At 33.0% G+C, this 19,713-nt stretch carries 17 protein-coding genes and 1 tRNA gene; 12 read left to right on the plus strand and 6 right to left on the minus strand.

The genetic code is table 11. From position 1 onward, the window contains the following. Positions 1-3 precede the first annotated feature (3 nt). The gene (gcvH, locus tag A5893_RS10905; RefSeq protein ID WP_068822607.1) at positions 4-378 is read right to left on the minus strand and encodes a glycine cleavage system protein GcvH; all 375 of its coding nucleotides are present in this window, start codon (positions 376-378) and stop codon (positions 4-6) included. A gap of 85 nt (positions 379-463) precedes the next feature. After that, positions 464-1,024, minus strand: coding sequence for a DNA-3-methyladenine glycosylase I (locus A5893_RS10910; protein ID WP_068822608.1), 561 nt, complete (start codon positions 1,022-1,024; stop codon positions 464-466). 55 nt (positions 1,025-1,079) lie between these two features. Between A5893_RS10910 and A5893_RS10915 the strand changes: the two genes are divergently transcribed. Continuing rightward, a complete protein-coding gene (locus tag A5893_RS10915) occupies positions 1,080-2,441 on the plus strand; it encodes an acyl-CoA dehydrogenase family protein (protein ID WP_068822609.1) in 1,362 nt (453 codons plus the stop codon). A 178-nt stretch (positions 2,442-2,619) separates the two neighbouring features. On the opposite strand, the gene A5893_RS10920 is transcribed toward A5893_RS10915, so the two are convergent. After that, positions 2,620-5,082 (minus strand): glycosyltransferase family protein, encoded by a 2,463-nt coding sequence (locus A5893_RS10920; RefSeq protein ID WP_068822610.1) that lies wholly within the window; start codon positions 5,080-5,082, stop codon positions 2,620-2,622. A 374-nt stretch (positions 5,083-5,456) separates the two neighbouring features. On the opposite strand from A5893_RS10920, the gene A5893_RS10925 reads away from it, so the two are divergent. From A5893_RS10925 to A5893_RS10950, 6 genes are all read left to right on the plus strand, one after another. Continuing rightward, a complete protein-coding gene (locus A5893_RS10925; RefSeq protein ID WP_068822611.1) occupies positions 5,457-8,351 on the plus strand; it encodes a DEAD/DEAH box helicase in 2,895 nt (964 codons plus the stop codon). 188 nt (positions 8,352-8,539) lie between these two features. Beyond that, a complete protein-coding gene (locus A5893_RS10930) occupies positions 8,540-9,043 on the plus strand; it encodes a hypothetical protein (protein WP_068822612.1) in 504 nt (167 codons plus the stop codon). Positions 9,044-9,143: 100 nt separating this feature from the next. Continuing rightward, positions 9,144-9,218: transfer RNA gene (locus tag A5893_RS10935), tRNA-Val, on the plus strand. Positions 9,219-9,330: 112 nt separating this feature from the next. Continuing rightward, complete coding sequence (gene hflX, locus A5893_RS10940; protein ID WP_068822613.1) at positions 9,331-10,533, plus strand: GTPase HflX; 1,203 nt, start codon at positions 9,331-9,333, stop codon at positions 10,531-10,533. 73 nt (positions 10,534-10,606) lie between these two features. After that, the gene (locus A5893_RS10945; protein WP_068822614.1) at positions 10,607-10,972 is read left to right on the plus strand and encodes a ribosome-binding factor A; all 366 of its coding nucleotides are present in this window, start codon (positions 10,607-10,609) and stop codon (positions 10,970-10,972) included. Between the two features lie 11 nt (positions 10,973-10,983). After that, on the plus strand, positions 10,984-11,679 hold the full coding sequence (locus A5893_RS10950; protein ID WP_068822615.1) for a peptidoglycan DD-metalloendopeptidase family protein: 696 nt from the start codon (positions 10,984-10,986) through the stop codon (positions 11,677-11,679). Positions 11,680-11,766: 87 nt separating this feature from the next. Here A5893_RS10950 and A5893_RS10955 read toward each other — a convergent pair whose 3' ends face one another. Then, positions 11,767-12,723 carry an acetyl-CoA carboxylase carboxyltransferase subunit alpha gene (locus A5893_RS10955; RefSeq protein WP_068822616.1) on the minus strand — a complete coding sequence of 319 codons (957 nt, stop codon included), beginning with the start codon at positions 12,721-12,723 and terminating at the stop codon, positions 11,767-11,769. A 209-nt stretch (positions 12,724-12,932) separates the two neighbouring features. Here A5893_RS10955 and A5893_RS10960 point away from each other — a divergent pair, with 209 nt between their 5' ends. Continuing rightward, the gene (locus A5893_RS10960) at positions 12,933-13,343 is read left to right on the plus strand and encodes a response regulator (RefSeq protein WP_068822617.1); all 411 of its coding nucleotides are present in this window, start codon (positions 12,933-12,935) and stop codon (positions 13,341-13,343) included. Here the strand turns inward: A5893_RS10960 and A5893_RS10965 are convergent. Continuing rightward, positions 13,333-14,106 (minus strand): MBL fold metallo-hydrolase, encoded by a 774-nt coding sequence (locus A5893_RS10965; protein ID WP_082911429.1) that lies wholly within the window; start codon positions 14,104-14,106, stop codon positions 13,333-13,335. The two genes, A5893_RS10960 and A5893_RS10965, sit on opposite strands and share 11 nt — an antisense overlap. A 103-nt stretch (positions 14,107-14,209) precedes the next feature. Here A5893_RS10965 and recJ point away from each other — a divergent pair, with 103 nt between their 5' ends. The 4 genes from recJ to A5893_RS10985 all read left to right on the plus strand — a co-directional run bounded on the left by recJ (position 14,210) and on the right by A5893_RS10985 (position 19,283). Further along, complete coding sequence (gene recJ / locus A5893_RS10970) at positions 14,210-15,910, plus strand: single-stranded-DNA-specific exonuclease RecJ (protein ID WP_068822618.1); 1,701 nt, start codon at positions 14,210-14,212, stop codon at positions 15,908-15,910. A 3-nt stretch (positions 15,911-15,913) separates the two neighbouring features. Next, entirely contained in the window at positions 15,914-16,648 is a 735-nt protein-coding gene (gene lptB / locus A5893_RS10975) for an LPS export ABC transporter ATP-binding protein (protein ID WP_068822619.1), read from the plus strand. A 189-nt stretch (positions 16,649-16,837) separates the two neighbouring features. Next, positions 16,838-18,349: a GH3 auxin-responsive promoter family protein gene (locus A5893_RS10980; RefSeq protein ID WP_068822620.1), complete on the plus strand. Its 1,512-nt coding sequence runs from the start codon at positions 16,838-16,840 to the stop codon at positions 18,347-18,349. 49 nt (positions 18,350-18,398) lie between these two features. Next, complete coding sequence (locus A5893_RS10985; protein WP_157687544.1) at positions 18,399-19,283, plus strand: hypothetical protein; 885 nt, start codon at positions 18,399-18,401, stop codon at positions 19,281-19,283. 1 nt (position 19,284) lies between these two features. Here the strand turns inward: A5893_RS10985 and A5893_RS10990 are convergent, their stop codons facing one another. Then, on the minus strand, positions 19,285-19,572 hold the full coding sequence (locus A5893_RS10990) for a YtxH domain-containing protein (RefSeq protein WP_157687545.1): 288 nt from the start codon (positions 19,570-19,572) through the stop codon (positions 19,285-19,287). Positions 19,573-19,713: the final 141 nt, after the last annotated feature.

Consider the following 19,713-nt stretch of genomic DNA (forward strand, 5'->3'; position numbering starts at 1 on the left):
CTTTTATGCTCCAACTAAATCTTTATAAGCCTCCGCAGATAAAAGTGAATCTGCAGATTTAGAAAGTTTAATCTTAACCATCCAACCTTCGCCGTAAGGATCTTTATTTACCAGCTCTGGATTAGCGTCTAAGTTGGCATTAATTTCTAAAACAGTTCCATCAATTGGCATAAATAAATCTGAAACAGTTTTAACAGCTTCTACAGTTCCAAAAACCTCGCCTTCGGCAACTTTATTTCCAACCGTGTTAATATCAACATAAACAATATCACCCAACTCATGTTGCGCAAACTCAGTAATGCCAATGGTAGCTTCTTCGCCATCAACTCTTATCCACTCGTGGTCTTTCGTGTACTTTAATTCTGCAGGGAAATTCATATCTTAAATATTTTAGGTAAAAATAACAGGAATATTTTAAACCACTGTAACAAGATAAATTAAAATGATTAAAAAATATCAAAGCTTATCTAAATTCACAATCCACAGCGTGGTCATTTACCATACCAACCGCTTGCATAAAAGCATAACAAATAGTAGAACCGAAAAATTTAAATCCTCTCTTTTTCATATCCTTAGCAATTGTATCAGAAATCTCAGAGGTTGCGGGAGTCTCTCGGCTATTTTTAAAATCATTTTTAATGGATTTATTATTAGGCATAAAAGCATATAGATAGCTATAGAAACTTCCAAATTCTTTTTGTACTTCTATAAATAGTTGAGCATTTTTTACCGTCGATTTTACTTTTAGTCGATTACGGATAATCCTTGGGTCTAGCAAAATTTCCTCTATTTTTTCATCAGAAAACGCAGCAACTCTATCTACATCAAAATCGGCGAAAAGCCTTTTATAATTTTCTCTTTTGCGTAAAATGGTAATCCAACTTAATCCGGCTTGAGCTGATTCTAAAACCAAAAATTCAAACAAAGTTTTGTCATCTTGTATTTCTTTTCCCCACTCTTGATCATGATATTTTATATACAAATCATCATTACCGCACCAATGGCATCTTTTAATTTCATTCATTTTCTTAATCTTATGGAATAATCTTTGTTTATAATATTAACCCAAATATAAATTTATGTCAAATATTTTTTCAAAAGTTAAAAAAGGATACGAATTATTTAAAAGTATTGATTTAACCCAGTTAGAAGCACTTTCTAAAAAAGTTGATTTGCAGGAAATGATGACTGCTTTTGGCAAACTAGACGACCAACAATTAATGGGCATTCAAAAGATGCTAAAAAGCGGCACTAAAAAACATAGAGAACTGCCACCAATAAATGGTGATTTTTATGAGTTGTCAGATTCTCTTTCTCCAGAAGATAGAGAATTACAATTAAAGGTGAGGGCATTTTTAGAAAAGGAAGTAAAACCGATAGTAAATAATTATTGGTTGAAGGACAGATTCCCTCACGAATTGATTCCAAAACTGGCAGCATTGAACATTTGCGGTTTAACCTATGATGGATATGGTTGTCCAAATCGCTCATTTTTAATGGAAGGAATTATCGCTTCTGAAATGGGAAGGATAGATGCTTCCATCGCAACTTTTTTTGGCGTACAAAGTGGTTTGGCAATGGGTTCTATTTATATCTGCGGTTCCGAAGAACAAAAGCAACGTTGGCTACCCAAAATGCAAAAAATGGAATTGATAGGTTCTTTCGGTTTGACAGAACCCGAAGTTGGTTCTGCCGTTGCCGGAGGATTAACCACAACCGCTAAAAGAGTTGGCGATAAATGGATTTTAAACGGGCAAAAGAAATGGATTGGCAATTCTACTTTTGCAGATGTAAACATTATTTGGGCAAGGGATTTAGCGGATAATCAAGTGAAAGGTTTTGTGATAGAAAAAGATACGCCCGGATTTGTAGTCGAAAAGATTGAAGGTAAAATGGCGCTGCGTATTGTACAAAATGGTTTAATTACCTTAACCAATTGCGAGGTTAGCGAAGAAAACAGATTACAAAAATGCGATTCATTTAAAGACACCGCTAAAGTTTTACAAATGACAAGAGCCGGCGTAGCCTGGATGGCTGTTGGTGTGGCTAGAGGAGCTTATGAAAGTGCATTAAAATATACCAGAGAAAGGAAACAGTTTAGTAAGCCTATTGCTTCTTTTCAGTTGATACAAAACCATTTGGTAGAAATGCTCTCTAATTTAACCGCGATGCAAACCTTGGTTTTCCAACTTTCTAAATTACAAGATGAAGGCAAACTAACGGATGAGCATGCTTCTTTGGCGAAAGTATTTTGCAGTTTAAGAACAAGGGATGTAGTAAGCAAAGCAAGAGAAGTAATGGGCGGAAATGGAATACTTTTAGAATATGATGTTGCCCGTTTTGTTGCTGATGCAGAAGCGATTTACTCTTACGAAGGAACTAAAGAAATAAATTCATTAATTGTGGGGAGGGCTATTACGGGTTTTAGTGCTTTTGTTTAATAATCAGCCTAAAAAGCCTAATAATTAGATGTTTAAACACGATAAAAATTCCATAAAAAAACTCTCGAATCTGATTTTTAAACATAAAGAAATATCTCTAAAACTCGGCCTTAAAACCCCATTAAACGCGGAAAATCCCGATCTTTTTGAATCGGGATTTTCCTTTATACTGGTTAGTTTAAGCTGGTCGCTTAGTAGCTAATTCGCGGTAGAGTGCGTAAGCTAGGATTAAAGATAAAAGAATAGATCCGAATAAAGAAATATTTTCTCCAAAAAAATATGAACGAGGTTCAAATTTCCACTCAATTTTATGATTTCCGCTAGGTAAAACCGCTGCTCTCAGCAAATAATCTGCTCTAAAATATGGCATTTGTTCACCATCAACATACATGTTCCAGCCCTTTGGGTACCAAATCTCAGAAAACACTGCAACAGCTTCTTTATCAATACTATAATCATACTTTAACAAGTCTGGATGATAACTTGTTAACTTAATAATTCCGTTACTTGGTACACCTACATTTTTGTCTTTTAATAAAGGCTCAAACTCTCGGTTTACAATCGCTTCTTTTTTAGGATCAAAAGAACTTATTCCTAACATTTCCTGATCATTATCTTTGGCATATTGTACGCTTTGCACAAACCAGGCATGTCCGCAAGCGGTAGAGTTTGCTTGCATAGATGCTGTTTGATTATCTTTTCCGGGTGTAATAAAATACTTCGTGTTCAGCATATCTAAAACATCCTGATTTGTACTGCTGGTAAACTGTTTATCTATAACCTCTTGAAAGCGTTTTAATTTTGCCGCATGGTAACCACCAATTGTTTTATGGAAAGCAGTAGCGTCTGCACTTTGGAAAGTTGGAATTGTAGTATCAAATACCCGATAATCTGGATCGGTATCTCTCAATATAAATTCATCAACAGGTCGCTTTTGTGCTTGTTGGTTCATGATAGATTTAGAAACAAACTTTTCATCGTTTAAATAACGTTTATCTACAGACCATAAATCGACTAAAATAATAACACCAATTATGATCAGCCCTAAAGACATATTGATTTTTTTATTGATGAGCGCCCATAAAGCACCTATTCCTAAAGCAATAAATATGAACGACCTAAAAGCATCGGTTCTGAAAAGAGAAATACGATCATCAATCAATGCTTTTGAAATTTCAGCACCAAAATTAGCATCGCCCCCGGCAACCTGATTTAATTGATTTAAAAAATCTTGATGGTTATCTGCTTTAAAAGAGAATAATAAAGTTGGCAAAGCAATCATCACCACTAAAATCCCTAAAACAATATATGCGCTAGTTTTTAATTTCTTGATGACTTCCTTAACATCTACGTTAGGTTTTGTAGCTTCAAAAATTGCTAAACAAGCTAAAATAGGCACACATAAACTGGCTATTACCAAGTTAAACTCTACCGATCTAAACTTATTATAAAGCGGTACGTAATTAAAAAACAAGTCGGATAGTAAAGAGAAATTTTTACCGAAAGCCAATAAAATACTCAATACGGTAGCGCTTAACAAAAACCACTTTAATCTTCCTTTAACTACAAATAATCCAAAAATAAACAGGAATAAAACAAAAGCTCCAAAATACCAAGGACCAGAAGTGAAAGGTTTTGGCCCCCAATAAACAGGCATTTGTTGCGCAAAACCAGTTGCTTGTTGCACATCTGCACCTTTAGCCATAATTGCTTTTGCTACATCAGATTTATCATCTAAGGTTGGTTGTGATGCCCCTCCATAAGCATTAGGAATTAACAAAGTCATGGTTTCGCCAACACCTTGACTCCATTGAAAAGCATAATCCTTATCTAAACCATTATTTGGTTGGGCGCTATCTGTTGTAATATTTGATTTTCCACGAGTAGAATATTCTCCGTATTCATAGGTTGTCCATAATGAGCCCGCATTAACTGCTATTCCTAAAATAGCTGCTGCAACTAAGAAACCTAATGATTTCCAATAAGCGGGTAAAGTTTTGTCTTTATAAGAATGATAAAGCTCAACACCCATTAGTATTATTAAGGCAATGAATAGATAATACGTCATTTGGATATGGTTTGTCCGTATTTCCATTGCCACAAAAAATGCGGTAAGTGCAGTTCCTAACCAATATCTGCCTCGTAAAGTAAGAATTACTCCTCCTAAAATAGTAGGAAAAAAAGCTATCGCCATAGCTTGATTGCTGTGTCCGGCTTCTAAAAAGATAAAGTTATAAGATGAAAAACCAAAAGCAATTGCGCCCACAGCCGCAAGCCAAGGACTCATTCCTAGAACAATCAATAGAAAATAAGTAGCTAATAAATATATTAAAACTGTGTTTACAGGATTTGGAAATGACGCATTTAACACATCAATAACATGAGTAGTGATGTTTTTAGGGTATTTTAGCCAAATTTGATAGGTTGGCATTCCGCCAAACATACTGTTGGTCCATAATGGCGCTTTTCCATCCTCAGCTTTGTACTTCATGATTTCGCTTTGAGTTGCAGCAGCCTTTTGCACATCGCTTTGCATCAAAACTTTACCTTGGAACGCCGGCGCAAAATACACAAAGCATAAAACCACAAAAAACACAATGATACCCAAATGAATACCATTCCTTTTAAACCAATTGTTCATTGTTTATCTTAAATTAATGAACATCAAAAATAGAAATATACTTATCGAAATGAAATGTATTATAATAAGAATTTATTTTACCCTCTTTGAAATGAATTGTATCCTACTTTTAGATTATAAAATAAAGATGAAAGAGTAAGGATTTATGAAAATTATGGTGCTATTTAAATTACTTTAAAAATGCTTAGGTCATGTTATTTAACGTTTTATCATTAATAAATGGTATTATATATTAACTATGCAATAAATAATATGGAATCTTGTCAAAAATAAATTTTTATCCTCTTTTGCTTTCTTATATCAGATTCAATTGCTACTTTTAGATTTTTTCTACTTCCAACCTATTTAAATTCGTAAAATTTTCTCCCTATTAAATGATACGAGTTGGAACAGATAAACCTTGTAAACTGGTTTATTCTTTAGCAAAGCATGAATACTTAGGGTATTTAATTGAACCGCATATAGTTCAACTAAATACCGATGGCGATTTTTCTTTAACTTACCAACGTCTATTTACCAGCACAGCAAGTGAATTCCAGGAATTTTTGGATGCTACCGATCTAAAACTTATTAAACTTTTAGAGGAAATAGAGCAAGATCATATCATCAAAAAACATTTTAAGAAAACCATTAGAGCAACTGAGTTTTTTACAAAAAATTGGGATGAAAAGGCTTATGATTCCATTCGTCCAAAAATTGAAAAGAAACTTGCAGAAGCCTTAAAGCTTATAAAAGAAAAAGAATTCTATTTGATGAGCAAAGAGGGTTGGCCAGTAGAAAAACGCATCCATTTTGCAACAGAACCTGCTACAGTTTTATTCCATTTTAGAAGAAATGAGACAGAAACAAGATATTTTCCTACCATTAAATATTTAGATAACCGTATCGATTTTATGTTTAAGGATGCGTTGATTATTTTAAATTACCCTGCGTATTTGCTATTAGATGATATATTATATGATTTTGAACAAGAATTAGAAGGTAAAAAGTTACAGCCATTCCTTAATAAAAGATACATTTCTATTCCAAAATCATCTGAAGCTACTTATTTTTCAAAATTTGTTTCTCCCTTAATAGAAAAGTACCACGTTTATGCTGAGGGTTTTACTATCCATACAGAAAAACATATTGCTCAACCTATTTTAAAAGTAGTGTATGTTAGTGGCGGAATTTCTGAGTTACAACTTTTCTTTAAATATGGAAATTATACATTCCCGGCTGGTGGCGATTTAGCTGTTACCGTAAGGATGGAAAAAGATGGGGATGACTATTTTTTTCATCGTATTCGGAGATCGTTAAACTGGGAAAAGAAAAAGTTGGATGAATTGATAGAGATGGGTTTGGAAAGCAATAGCGACTTATTTGTCCATCTCGAGGTTGCAAATAATTTAGATGATGTTGATAAATCTTTTTCTATTTTCGATTTTATTAGCGAATATCATGATGAGTTAATTGAGAAAGGATTTAGTTTTGAGCAGGATATTAGCGCAAAAAAATATATCATAGGCAATAGTAAAATAGATTTAGAAATCAGCGAAAAAAATGACTGGTTTGATATTGAGGCGATGGTACAATTTGGAATCTACAAAATTCCCTTTATCCAACTTAAAAATCATATCCTTAATAAAAAAAGAGAATTTACTTTGCCTAACGGCGAGATTGCCATAATTCCAGAAAAATGGTTTAGTCAATATGGAAATTTACTTAGCTTTTCAGAAGGAGATGATCAGCTTCGCCTAAAAAAATTACACGTTGGTTTGGTTTATGATTTTGCCAATAGCGATTTGGCCACCATCACCATGGATAGAAAGTTACAAAGGCTTTCAGATTTTGATAATATCGATGAAATTCCTTCTCCAGTTCATTTTAAAGGAGTATTGCGCCCTTATCAAAAAGCTGGTTATGATTGGTTCCATTTTTTACAGCGATATAGTTTTGGCGGTTGCCTTGCGGACGATATGGGTTTAGGAAAAACCATCCAAACGTTAGCTCTTTTACAAAAGTGCAAAGAAGAACAGCAAGAGCAAGGTATCCACACTACTTCTTTAATTGTGATGCCAACTTCACTTATTTATAATTGGATTAACGAGGCAAAAACATTTACACCTAACCTTAATATTTATACCCATACCGGCACATTTAGAGATAAAAATATCAATATTTTTGAGGCTTATGATGTAGTGATTACAACTTATGGAATTACACGTGTAGATGCAGATTTATTGAGTGAAATGTATTTCCATTATATTATTTTGGATGAAAGCCAAAACATTAAAAATCCATCCTCTAAATCATTTAAAGCCGTTAAACAGCTTAAATCTAAACATAAATTGATTTTATCTGGTACGCCGGTAGAAAACACCGTTAACGATTTATGGACGCAAATGTCATTCATTAACCCTGGTTTATTAGGCACACAAGCATTTTTCCAAACTGATTTTGTGCAGCCAATTGAAAAGAAAAAAGATGACGAAAAGGCCCAAAAATTACAGGTTTTAATTAAGCCTTTTGTAATGAGGCGCACTAAAGAGCAAGTGGCTACAGAACTTCCGCCAAAGACAGAAAACTTATTTTATAGTGAAATGACGGAGGCACAGGCGGATGTTTATGAAAAAGTAAAATCGGAATATCGAAACGAACTTTTGAAAGGTTTAGAAACCGGCGAATACAAACAATCGCCTATCCAAATGCTGCAAGGTTTAACCAAATTACGTCAAATCGCAAATCACCCTTACATGGTTGATAAAGATTATGAAGGCGATTCTGGAAAGTTTGAAGACGTAATTCATAAGTTAGAAAGTGTAGTTGAAGCCGGGCATAAAGTATTGATTTTCTCTCAATTTGTTAAGCAGTTAGATTTGTACCGTAAGTATTTTGAGGAACATAATATGAGGTATTCTTATCTAGACGGTTCTACCACAAACAGAGGAAAAGTAGTGGAGGAATTTAAAAAGAAAGATGAAATTCAGATTTTCTTAATTTCCATTAAAGCCGGAGGCGTTGGTTTAAACCTTACCGAAGCGGATTACGTCTTTATTTTAGATCCTTGGTGGAATCCCGCTGTAGAGCAACAAGCAATAGATAGAACTCATCGTATTGGACAAACCAAAAATGTATTTATTTATAAATTTATTACTAAAGATACTGTGGAGGAAAAGATTTTAGCTCTTCAAAATAAAAAGTTAAGGGTTGCAAAAAGTTTAATTACCACAGAAGAAAGTTTTATTAAGTCGCTTTCTGCAGATGATATTAAAGAGATTTTAGCTTAATATTTTCATTTTAAATTAATACTGTTATTTAAGCTTTAACGAACTGAAAGATTAGTACTTATAAAGTATGTAAGAGATTTCAGACTAAAAAAACAATTTAAAATTATTTAATGTTTTATCTAAAAGAATCTAAATCCGCTTAGATTTACAAAAAAATGAGAGAAAATTATTCTCAATTCCTTTAAAGCATGAAAATAAAACTTCCTTTCTTTATATTGATAATTAGTATTTATGTTTTAACAAACGGCTGTAGTTTTAATCAAAAACCCTCAACGCAAGGTGTAAATTTTTTGCAAGGAAAATGGACAGAGGATGCAATTGAAAATAAAGAACAATTAGTTAACTATCAACAACACCGTTTTACTTTCACTTGTGATTCTTTTTACCTCACCATCCATTCGTTTTCTAAAGTAAACTTACAAGGCGGTTCTTGCTACGATGCTAAAGAATGGAATGAATATGCTAAAGGAAACTATATACTTTCTAAAGACACACTGAAACTTAACGGTAATTTTGTAAATAAAGATTTTAGATACAAGGCAGAAACCTCTTGTTACCGTACTGGTAAATACTTAGAAGACTTTCTATTAAATTCGCATCAAGATTCTGTTGTTCATTTTACTAGCTTGCTGACAGGTCTGCATCATCAATTAAATCTGAAAGAGAAGTTGGTTTGTGCATCAAATAAGTAGTTTTAATTTAAATTTGTATTTACTGTATCAAAAAATATTAAAATAATATTTGGAAATACTTATTTTAATTCTACTTTTGCAATCCCAATCGAGAACAAAAGGGAGATTAGCTCAGCTGGTTCAGAGCACCTGCCTTACAAGCAGGGGGTCACTGGTTCGAACCCAGTATCTCCCACAAAAGCCGACTAAACGTCGGCTTTTTTTGTTATATCATATTTTTTTCTCGATGATAACTATTTACCAAAATGGTAAGCTTATTGTATCTTTGAAAACATAAGGAGAATTTAATGCCGAAAAATAAAATTTATGACACCGAAGTAAAGCCTGAACGCATTGTTTTGGTAGGATTAATTACAACTGGAACAACAGAAGAACAAGAGAAAGAATATCTAGATGAGTTGGCTTTTTTAGTTGATACCGCTGGCGGTATTACTGAAAAAATATTTACCCAAAAGATGCAAAAACCAGAAAGGGCAACTTTTGTTGGTACGGGTAAGTTAGAAGAAATTAAAGATTACGTAAAAGCAGAAGAGATTGATATTGTAATTTTTGATGATGAGTTATCACCTACTCAATTACGTAATATCGAAAAAGAATTAGCTGTAAGGGTAATTGATAGAAGTAATCTTATCCTAGATATTTTTGCAAAGAGAGCACAATCGGCGCAAGCCAAAACACAGGTAGAATTAGCACAGTTACAATATATGTTACCTCGCTTAACCCGCATGTGGACTCACTTAGAACGACAAAAAGGCGGGATTGGAATGCGTGGTCCTGGGGAATCTCAAATTGAAAGTGATAGAAGGATTATCCAGGATAAAATATCTTTACTAAAAGAAAGACTTTCTTTAATTGATAGGCAAAACGAAACGCAGCGTAAAAACAGGAAAGATTTAGTGCGTGTTGCTTTGGTAGGATATACTAATGTTGGCAAATCTACCATCATGAATATGCTTTCTAAATCAGAAGTTTTTGCAGAAAACAAATTATTTGCAACTCTTGATACCACAGTTAGAAAAGTTGTATTAGAAAATGCGCCTTTTTTACTATCAGATACCGTTGGTTTTATCAGAAAACTTCCGCATCATTTGGTAGAATGTTTTAAATCTACTTTAGATGAAGTTAGAGAAGCAGATATTTTAATCCATGTTGTTGATATTTCTCACCCAAATTTTGAAGATCAAATACGTACTGTAAATGAAACCTTAAAAGAATTAGGCGCTATTGATAAAGAAATGATCATGGTTTTTAATAAAATCGATAATTACCACGAAGTTGAGGTGGAACAAGATTGGGAAATAGAAAACGAGGATACTCCAACCATGACTTTAGCGGATTTTAAAAACAGCTGGATGGCAAAAAACAATAGCCCTTCTATATTTATATCAGCAACAGAAAAAGAAAATTTAGATGAATTTAGAGATTTGATTTACGATAGAGTAAAAGCAGTAAACCAAAAAATTTATCCGTTTAATAATTTTTTATATTAATTGAGTAATAGGTTTTAGGTATGAAGTTATAAGTTGACTTAATATCTAAACCTATTACCTAAAACTCGAAAAAATGGAATCTAAAAGACAACAAAAATTTGCAAGGGTAATACAAAAGGATTTAGGTGAATATTTTCAGAGAGAAGGAAATACTATTTTACCCAATACCATGATTACGGTTACACAAGTTAGGGCAACTCCAGATTTAGGTATTGTTAGGGTCTATCTTAGCTTTTTTAACGCTCCAAATACACAACTAGCAATAAATACCATTAAAGCACAAACATCTGAAATAAGATATAATTTAGCTAAGCGGATAAAAGATCAAGTAAAAGGAATTCCTCAGATTGATTTCTTTTTAGATGATACTAATGAATATGTAGATAAAATGGATAAAATTTTTACTCGTATTCATCATGATGACGAGGAGACAAAATAAACTTTTTGATAATGAAAGCTAGTGCTTCAGAACTTAATTCATTATTAAAAAAACATGCCGATGATTTTATATCTGTAGTTGATTTTGATAAAAAATCAGACAAAATTATAGCGCTGGACTTTACACAAAAAAACACTTCTTTATCTTCTGAAATAATAGGGAACACCACTTCTTTTTGTAATTACATAGATGATTTACTAAAATTTAAAGATGCCAAATTCGGTATCGGCGGTTATATGGAAAACCGAACTGTTTATGCAAGAAGCGAACATTTTGGAAATGATAAAGAAATAGAACCTCGTCGATTACATTTGGGTGTTGATATTTGGGGAGCCGTTCACACTCCAATTTATTCTTTTATGGATGCAAAAATTCACAGCTTTGCATTCAATAATACTTTTGGCGATTATGGCGCAACTATTATTCTGAAACATAAGCTAGAAGAAGTGGTTTTTTATAGCCTTTTTGGACATTTAAGTCTAAAAAATTTAGAAGGCATTGCCAAAGGCGATAATATTAAAAAAGGGGAGCAGTTTTGTGATTTTGGAAATGTAGAAGAAAATGGAAGTTGGCCACCACACTTACATTTTCAACTGATGTGCGATATGGAAAATTATATTGGTGATTATCCAGGAGTTGGAAAATTATCTGAAAAACAAAAATGGTTGGATAAAATACCCAACCCTAATATCGTTTTAAAATTTTAACCTGTTTTAATTCCCTCAATAATGAAACGGGATTCTAATCAATTTCTAAATTTCAAAAGGTTGAAATCGCAAATGACTGAATGGTTTTTAATCTTCTACAACAACGCCCATTGCGCAAAACTTATCAATTCTTTCAGTAATTAATTGATCAATATTTTTCGCTTTCAATTCCTTTAAATCTGAAATTATTTTTTCTTTGATGGTATTGCACATCATTTCTGGATTTTGGTGTGCCCCGCCAAGTGGTTCTTTTATTATTCCGTCAATCAATCCATTAGCATACATATTGTCTGCTGTTAATTTTAGACATTCTGCTGCTTTTTCTTTAAAATCCCAACTTCTCCATAAAATGGATGAACAAGACTCTGGCGAAATCACTGAATACCAGGTATGCTCCAACATATAAACGCGATCACCAATTCCAATACCTAAAGCACCACCGCTAGCCCCTTCACCAACAACCATACAAATAATTGGCACTCTTAAAACAGACATTTCTAGTAAGTTTCTGGCAATAGCTTCACCCTGTCCTCTTTCTTCTGCTTCTAAACCAGGATAAGCTCCCGGAGTATCAATAAATGTAACTACTGGCTTATTAAACTTTTCCGCCAATTTCATTAATCTTAATGCTTTTCTATATCCCTCTGGGTTTGCCATCCCGAAGTTTCTATATTGTCTTAACTTGGTATTTAAACCTTTTTGATGACCAATAAACATTACAGTTTCCCCATTTATAGAACCAAAGCCACCTACAATAGCTTTATCATCTTTTACGGTTCTATCTCCATGCATTTCTATAAAATCATCACAAATGGTTTCTATGTACTGTAAAGTATAAGGGCGTTCTGGGTGTCTAGAAATTTGTACTTGCTGCCATCCACTTAAATTACCGTATATATCGTTTTTGGCTATTTCAATCTTTTCGTCTAGTTCTTTTAATGTTGCAGACATATCTACTTTTGTTTTCTCTGCAACCTGCTGTACCTTTTCTACCTGAGATTGTAAATCTGCAATAGGCTTATCAAAATCGAAAGATGTTTTCATAATATTTGTAAATATTGAGGGGACTAAGTTATCGTTTTTTATTAAAAACAGGAATGACTTAGTATCGTAACAAAATTATTAGGATTGTAAGATTTATGCAAAAACATCGTTTTGATGTATTAATAATACTTAATTTTGAAATTGTTTAGTATCCATTTTTTTTAAACGGAACGAAACCATTTAAAAATTTGTGCGTACAAATATCATACATGAAGCCACAGGGAATACATATTCTTATAATTGATGATGATGAAATTAACAATTTCATTGCGGGGAAACTGATTAAAAAGGTGCAAGAAAATACAGTTGTAAATACCTGTTTAAATGGTTTAGATGGAATTAACTACGTTAAAAGTAAAATTGATTCTGATGATTTTCCTGATATTATCTTTTTAGATATTAATATGCCTGTGATGAATGGATGGGAATTTCTGGATCTTTATAGCGATTTAACATCTAAAATTAAAAAAGAAGTAACCATAAATATGCTTTCTTCTTCTGTTTATAATGAGGATATAGAAAAAGCTAAAATATATCCTTCAGTAAATAAGTTCATTTCAAAACCTTTAACTATAGAAAAAATACAAAATTTATTTGATGGTTTAAAAATTACCCAGTAAACTCTTCAATATAAATTGCATCATCTTTTCTCATAACCTTTGCTATTGATTTTGCTTTTGCATGGTAGAATAAGCAAATCCATTTGTTATCAGATGCTAATTCTCCATATTTTATCCTTAATTCCATTGCTTTTTTCCCGTCAAGATCATATTTAGCAATAAATTTCCTTTGCAGTTGTTCTGGTTCTGGAACAATATCAGCTCCAAAAAATATTTTTTCTCCATCTTCTTCAATCAAAAACACTTGATGAAACTGTGTATGACCACCTGTAATTTCATAGCTTATTTGATCATTAATTTTCCCATCTCCATCTAAAAAGTGTATTTGTCCGGATCTTTGCAAAACATCAAAAATTTCTGTTTTGTAGGAGGTTGAGTTTTTGCTGTAAGCCGTTTCCCACTCTCCTCTTTGTATATAATATTCTGCGTTCACAAAACTTACATCTAGCTTACCATTATTATCTAAAACCATCCCGCCGCTATGATCATAATGTAAATGAGACATGAGCACTTTAGTAACATCTTCTGGATTGTAGCCAGCATCTTTTATATTTTGATGTAATACGGATTTTCCTTCGCTATTATAACCTAAACCAGTATCCAATAAAATTAAATCCTCTTTTGTTTTAACCAAAAAAGGTTGGATAAAAATAAATAACGATGCCGGTCTGTCACTTACCTTGTCAACAAGTGGATTAAAAGGGATAAATTTTTTAGAGACATCTACAGAATAGGAGCCTTCGTGTAAAGCGGTAACTTTCAAAACAATAGAATTATGATGTATGAAAACCCTTAAAATTTCTATACTCAAGGGATAATTACAAACCTATTAAAATGTATATTTACGGGTGATTCAGAGCAAAGATATGCAAAAAAGGTGGGTGAGGCAGGAAAAAGCCGATGCAAAGAAGGTAGAAAAACTGTCAAAAGAATTAAGTGTTAGCTCAATTTTAGCTGGCATGATGTTAAGAAGAGAAATAAGATCTTTTGAAGATGCAAAAGACTTTTTTAGACCAAATTTACTGCTTTTACATGATCCTTTTTTGATGAAGGATATGCCCGAAGCTATTGATAGAATTGAAAAGGCTATCAAAAATCAAGAAAACATTTTAATTTATGGCGATTATGATGTTGATGGAACGACTTCGGTTGCACTCACTTATTGCTTTTTTAAAGAGATTCATTCTAATATAGATTATTACATTCCTGATCGTTATAAAGAAGGTTATGGAATATCTACGCAGGGCATTGATTATGCTTTTGAAAATAATCAAACTTTAATTATTGCATTAGATTGCGGAATAAAATCAATAGATAAAATAGCTTACGCAAATGAAAAAGGGATAGATTTTATCATTTGTGACCATCATTTACCTGGAGATGAAATACCAGATGCGGTTGCCGTTTTAGATCCAAAAAGAAAAGATTGCGATTATCCATATAAAGAGCTTTCTGGCTGTGGTTTGGGTTTTAAATTAATTCAGGCTTACGCCGATAAAAACAACATTGATTTTAGTGTGGTAGAAAAATATTTGGATCTAGTAGTGGTAAGTATAGCTTCAGATATTGTTCCAATTACGGGAGAAAATCGGATTTTGGCATATTATGGTTTAGAAAAACTCAACACAAATCCCTGTAAAGGTTTAGTAGCCTTAAAAGAATTATCGGGCAAAAAAGATGATTTTACGATTACAGATATTGTTTTCTCCTTAGGACCGCGTATTAATGCCGCCGGAAGAATTGATGATGCAAAAAATGCGGTAAAATTATTGATTGCCGATTCTGTTGAAGGTGCGGAAGATGCGGGATTTATCATCAACCTAAAAAATGACGAACGTAGAGATTTTGACGCAAACATAACCGAGCAAGCTTTAAATATGATTTTAAATTCTCCGGAAATGGAGTTTAGAAAATCGACAGTTGTTTATCACGAGAGTTGGCACAAAGGCGTAATTGGCATTGTTGCATCCCGTTTAACGGAAAAATATTATCGCCCAACTATTGTTTTAACTCAATCTAATGGATATGTTTCCGGCTCTGCCAGATCGGTTTTGGGATATGATCTTTATGCTGCTTTATGCGAATGCAGCGATCTACTAGAGCAATTTGGTGGGCATAAATATGCAGCTGGCTTAACCATGAAAACCGAAAATGTTCCGCATTTTATCCAACGTTTTGAAGAGGTTGTTTGTGCTACTATTACAGATGATTTACTCACTCAAGAATTGTTGATTGAAGATGAAATTCTATTAAACGATATTGACGCAAAATTTTTTAGGATATTACAACAATTTGCTCCTTTTGGCCCTCAAAATATGTCTCCAATTTTTATGAGTAGAAATGTATCTTCGTATGGATATGGATCTTTAGTTGGCAACAATCATCTTAAAATGACAGTTAGACAGCCGGATAGCCCAATATTTAATACCATTGCTTTTGGAATGGGAGAATATTTAGAAGAAATAAATATGGGCAAGCCTTTTGATATTTGTTATACCATTGATCAGAATATTTATAAAGACAAAAAAACTATTCAGCTTAATATTAAAGGCATTAAAACCTATTAACAGATGATTTTAAGAGCAGAAAATCTGATAAAAAAATACAAACAACGAGTGGTTGTTAATAACGTTTCTTTCCATGTAAATCAAGGAGAGATTGTGGGTTTGCTGGGGCCAAATGGTGCAGGAAAAACCACTTCTTTTTATATGATTGTTGGCTTAATTAGACCTAATGAAGGAAAAGTCTTTTTGGATGATGAGGACATTACCGAAGATCCGATGTATAAAAGGGCACAAAAGGGAATAGGGTATTTAGCACAAGAAGCTTCTGTTTTTAGAAAGTTGAGTGTTGAAGATAATATTTTAGCGGTTTTAGAAATGTCGACTTTAACTAAAGAAGCTCAAAGAGATAAATTAGAAACTTTAATAGATGAGTTTAGCCTACATAAAGTAAGAAAAAACCGTGGCGATTTACTTTCCGGAGGAGAAAGAAGACGGACAGAAATTGCAAGAGCATTAGCCGCAGAACCTAATTTTATTCTATTGGATGAGCCTTTTGCCGGCGTAGATCCAATTGCCGTAGAGGAAATCCAGATGATTGTTGCCCGTTTAAAACACAGAAATATTGGTATTTTGATAACAGATCATAATGTTAATGAAACGCTTTCTATTACTGATAGAGCTTATCTTTTAGCAGAAGGAAACATTATGCTAACTGGCACTCCACAAGAAATTGCAAACGATGAAATGGCAAGGAAGTTTTATTTAGGCCAACATTTTGAATTGAAGATAAAGAGATTTTAAATTAGTTAGTTAGGCTTTAGATGGTTAGTTGGTTAGGCTTATTGATGCTGTAATAACAAGTACATTCTTTATATAAATCCAAACAAATAATGATCATATCTTATAAATTTTATTTAAAAAAGTGCAATTCCTAACAACCTAACTAACTAAAGTCTAACAACCTGACACCTAACCACCCAATAACCTAAAATGACCATCGTAAACTCCTTCTTAAATTGGTACATGAAAAAGCGAATGCACCAAATAGAGCTTTTTATGAAATATCCTGATGAAGTACAGGAAGAGTGGTTCGGCAGTTTAATAAATGATGCTATTGGTACAGAATGGGGCAAAAAATACGATTATCGTTCAATAGAAAGTATCACTCAATTTAAAGAAAGAATTCCCGTACAAAATTACGATACACTGAAGCCATACATAGAACGTATGCTAAATGGCGAGCAAAATTTGTTGTGGCCTTCAGAAATTAAATGGTTTGCAAAATCTTCTGGTACCACTAGCGATCGCAGTAAATTTATTCCCGTAAGTGAAGAATCTTTAGAAGATTGTCACTTTAGAGGTGGTAAGGATATGCTGGCTATTTATTGCAATAATCGTCCTGATGCTAAAATGTTTACCGGAAAAAGTTTGGTTTTAGGCGGTAGTCATCAAATTAACCAACTCAGTCCTGATTCTTTTTATGGCGATTTATCGGCAGTTATCATCAAAAATCTTCCGTTTTGGGCAGAAATGTTACGTACTCCGGATATGTCTATTGCTTTGATGGATAATTACGAAGAAAAAATAGAGAAGATGGCACACGCCACTATTTTAGAAAACGTAACAAATATTGCTGGCGTTCCTACATGGACAATTGTTTTAGCAAAGCGCATTTTAGAAATCACTGGAAAGAAAAACCTATTAGAGGTTTGGCCAAATTTAGAGCTTTACGTTCATGGAGCGGTAAATTTTGAGCCTTATCGCGAACAGTTTAATCGTTTAGCGCCAAAAGATGATATGTATTATTTGGAAACTTATAATGCTTCTGAAGGTTTTTTTGGAATTCAAGACCAAAGTGATTCGTCCGATTTATTACTCATGTTGGATTATGGAGTCTACTACGAATTTATTCCAATGGAAGAAATTGATAAAGAATTTCCTGATACTATTTCTTTAGGCGAAGTAGAATTGGAAAAGAATTATGCCATTGTAATTTCTACCAACTCTGGACTATGGCGTTATATGATTGGCGATACTGTAAAATTCACTTCAAAATCTCCATACCGTTTAAGAATTACCGGCCGTACCAAACATTTTATTAATGCTTTTGGCGAAGAAGTAATTATTGATAATGCAGAAAAAGCTTTAAATAAGGCTTGCGCCGATACTGGAGCACAAATAAAAGATTACACTGCTTGCCCAATCTATTTTGATAAAGACGAACCAGGTGCTCATGAATGGATCATCGAATTTGAAAAAAAACCAAAAGAATTTGAGCGTTTTGTAGATATTTTAGACAATACTCTACGTGAGGTAAATTCTGATTATGATGCCAAGCGTTTTAAGGATATGGCATTAAAACGTCCAAAAGTTCACGTTGCCCCAAACCATTTATTTTACGATTGGTTAAAAGCAAAAGGCAAACTCGGTGGGCAACACAAAGTTCCTCGTTTAGCAAATGAACGCAAATATGTAGATGAGTTATTAGAAATGATGGCTTAAACTTTTAAATCACATGTTCAATATTAAATATTTTTTGTTTTTTGTTACAATGCTTGCTCTAGCAGCCTGCAATCAAAAACATCCTAAAGAAAACCCTGAAGAAAGAAAATTCCGATTTGAACAAATCAAGAATATAAAATACTACGAAGTAAGAAGAACTTTTGCAAGCGGCATCGCATTTAATGAGATTGGTTTTCAACAAAAACCAGAATGGGCAATCAAATTTCTGTCTGATACTACAGTACAGGCTTACAGCCCAACAATGAATAAAATGCTCAATTTCGATTTGATTTTTAGTCATGAAGGCGTTTATAATTTTGCCAGAGAATGGTTTAGGATTAAAACTATCAGTAAAGACAGTCTACTTTTACAGCGATTAGAAGTAAATGCAAAACAAATAGCTAAAGATGTGAGATCAGAAGTTTTCATGACATTTTACTCTGAAGATTATATCAAAAAACTAAAAACCACAGTTGAAGATTTAAGAAAACCAAGAAAAATTGATACCGCTTATGTACAAGAAAGAGTGAGATTAATCAACTCAAATATTTTTGATAGCACTAAATTTTTTGCCGCTACAAATCCGGTTCAATTTAAATCAACCAACAAAATTATTAGCGTAGAAAAAATTTCGGTTATTAATAAACTAGAAAACAGAACCGCTTCTTATGATTATTTATATCCAGAATATGAAGTCAAAATACAGCCTGCGTATAAAGATTTTGTTCATACCATCTCTGCTATTGTAGATGAAAAAGGGAATATTTTTGTTTATCGTTTTACGGCAATGGACGATTACCGGGAGAATAGAAAAAAAGTATTACAAGGCATTTTAGATGTTTACCTTAAAAAACTACTGGTTGTAAAACCCGGCAATACGCTAGGTTTTACACACAGTTCTGTAATTGTACTAGATTTAATAGGCAAAAAATAGCTTAGCTTACACGCTCAGCTTGTTTTCTTGCTGTATCTGCTAATTGAGAAGAAATTTCTGAAGCTCTACTCATGATTTTTGAAGAAGCTTCTGTTGCTTGATTTACCAATTTGGCAGATTGGTCTAAAGCAGTTTCTTTAGCTTTATCGCTGAAGTCTTTAACTGCATCTAAAATATCGCTAAATTGTTGTTTGCCATTTTCATTGGTCATAAAATAGTAAACCGCAGCTCCTGCAGCAACTCCTAATATTAAACCTAAAGCTATTTTTGATTTTGTTGATTTTTCCATGATCATTAAATTTTAATTGTTCAGGATTAAATAAGCCAATACAATGCCAAAATGAAAATTATTCTAATTGATAATTTTTAAGCTCTTTGAAAATAAAAATATAGTAAAAACTGTTGAGTTGATGTTCTAAAAATATGATTT

Source organism: Pedobacter psychrophilus (assembly GCF_001652725.1).
GTDB classification, from domain to species: Bacteria; Bacteroidota; Bacteroidia; order Sphingobacteriales; family Sphingobacteriaceae; genus Pseudopedobacter; species Pseudopedobacter psychrophilus.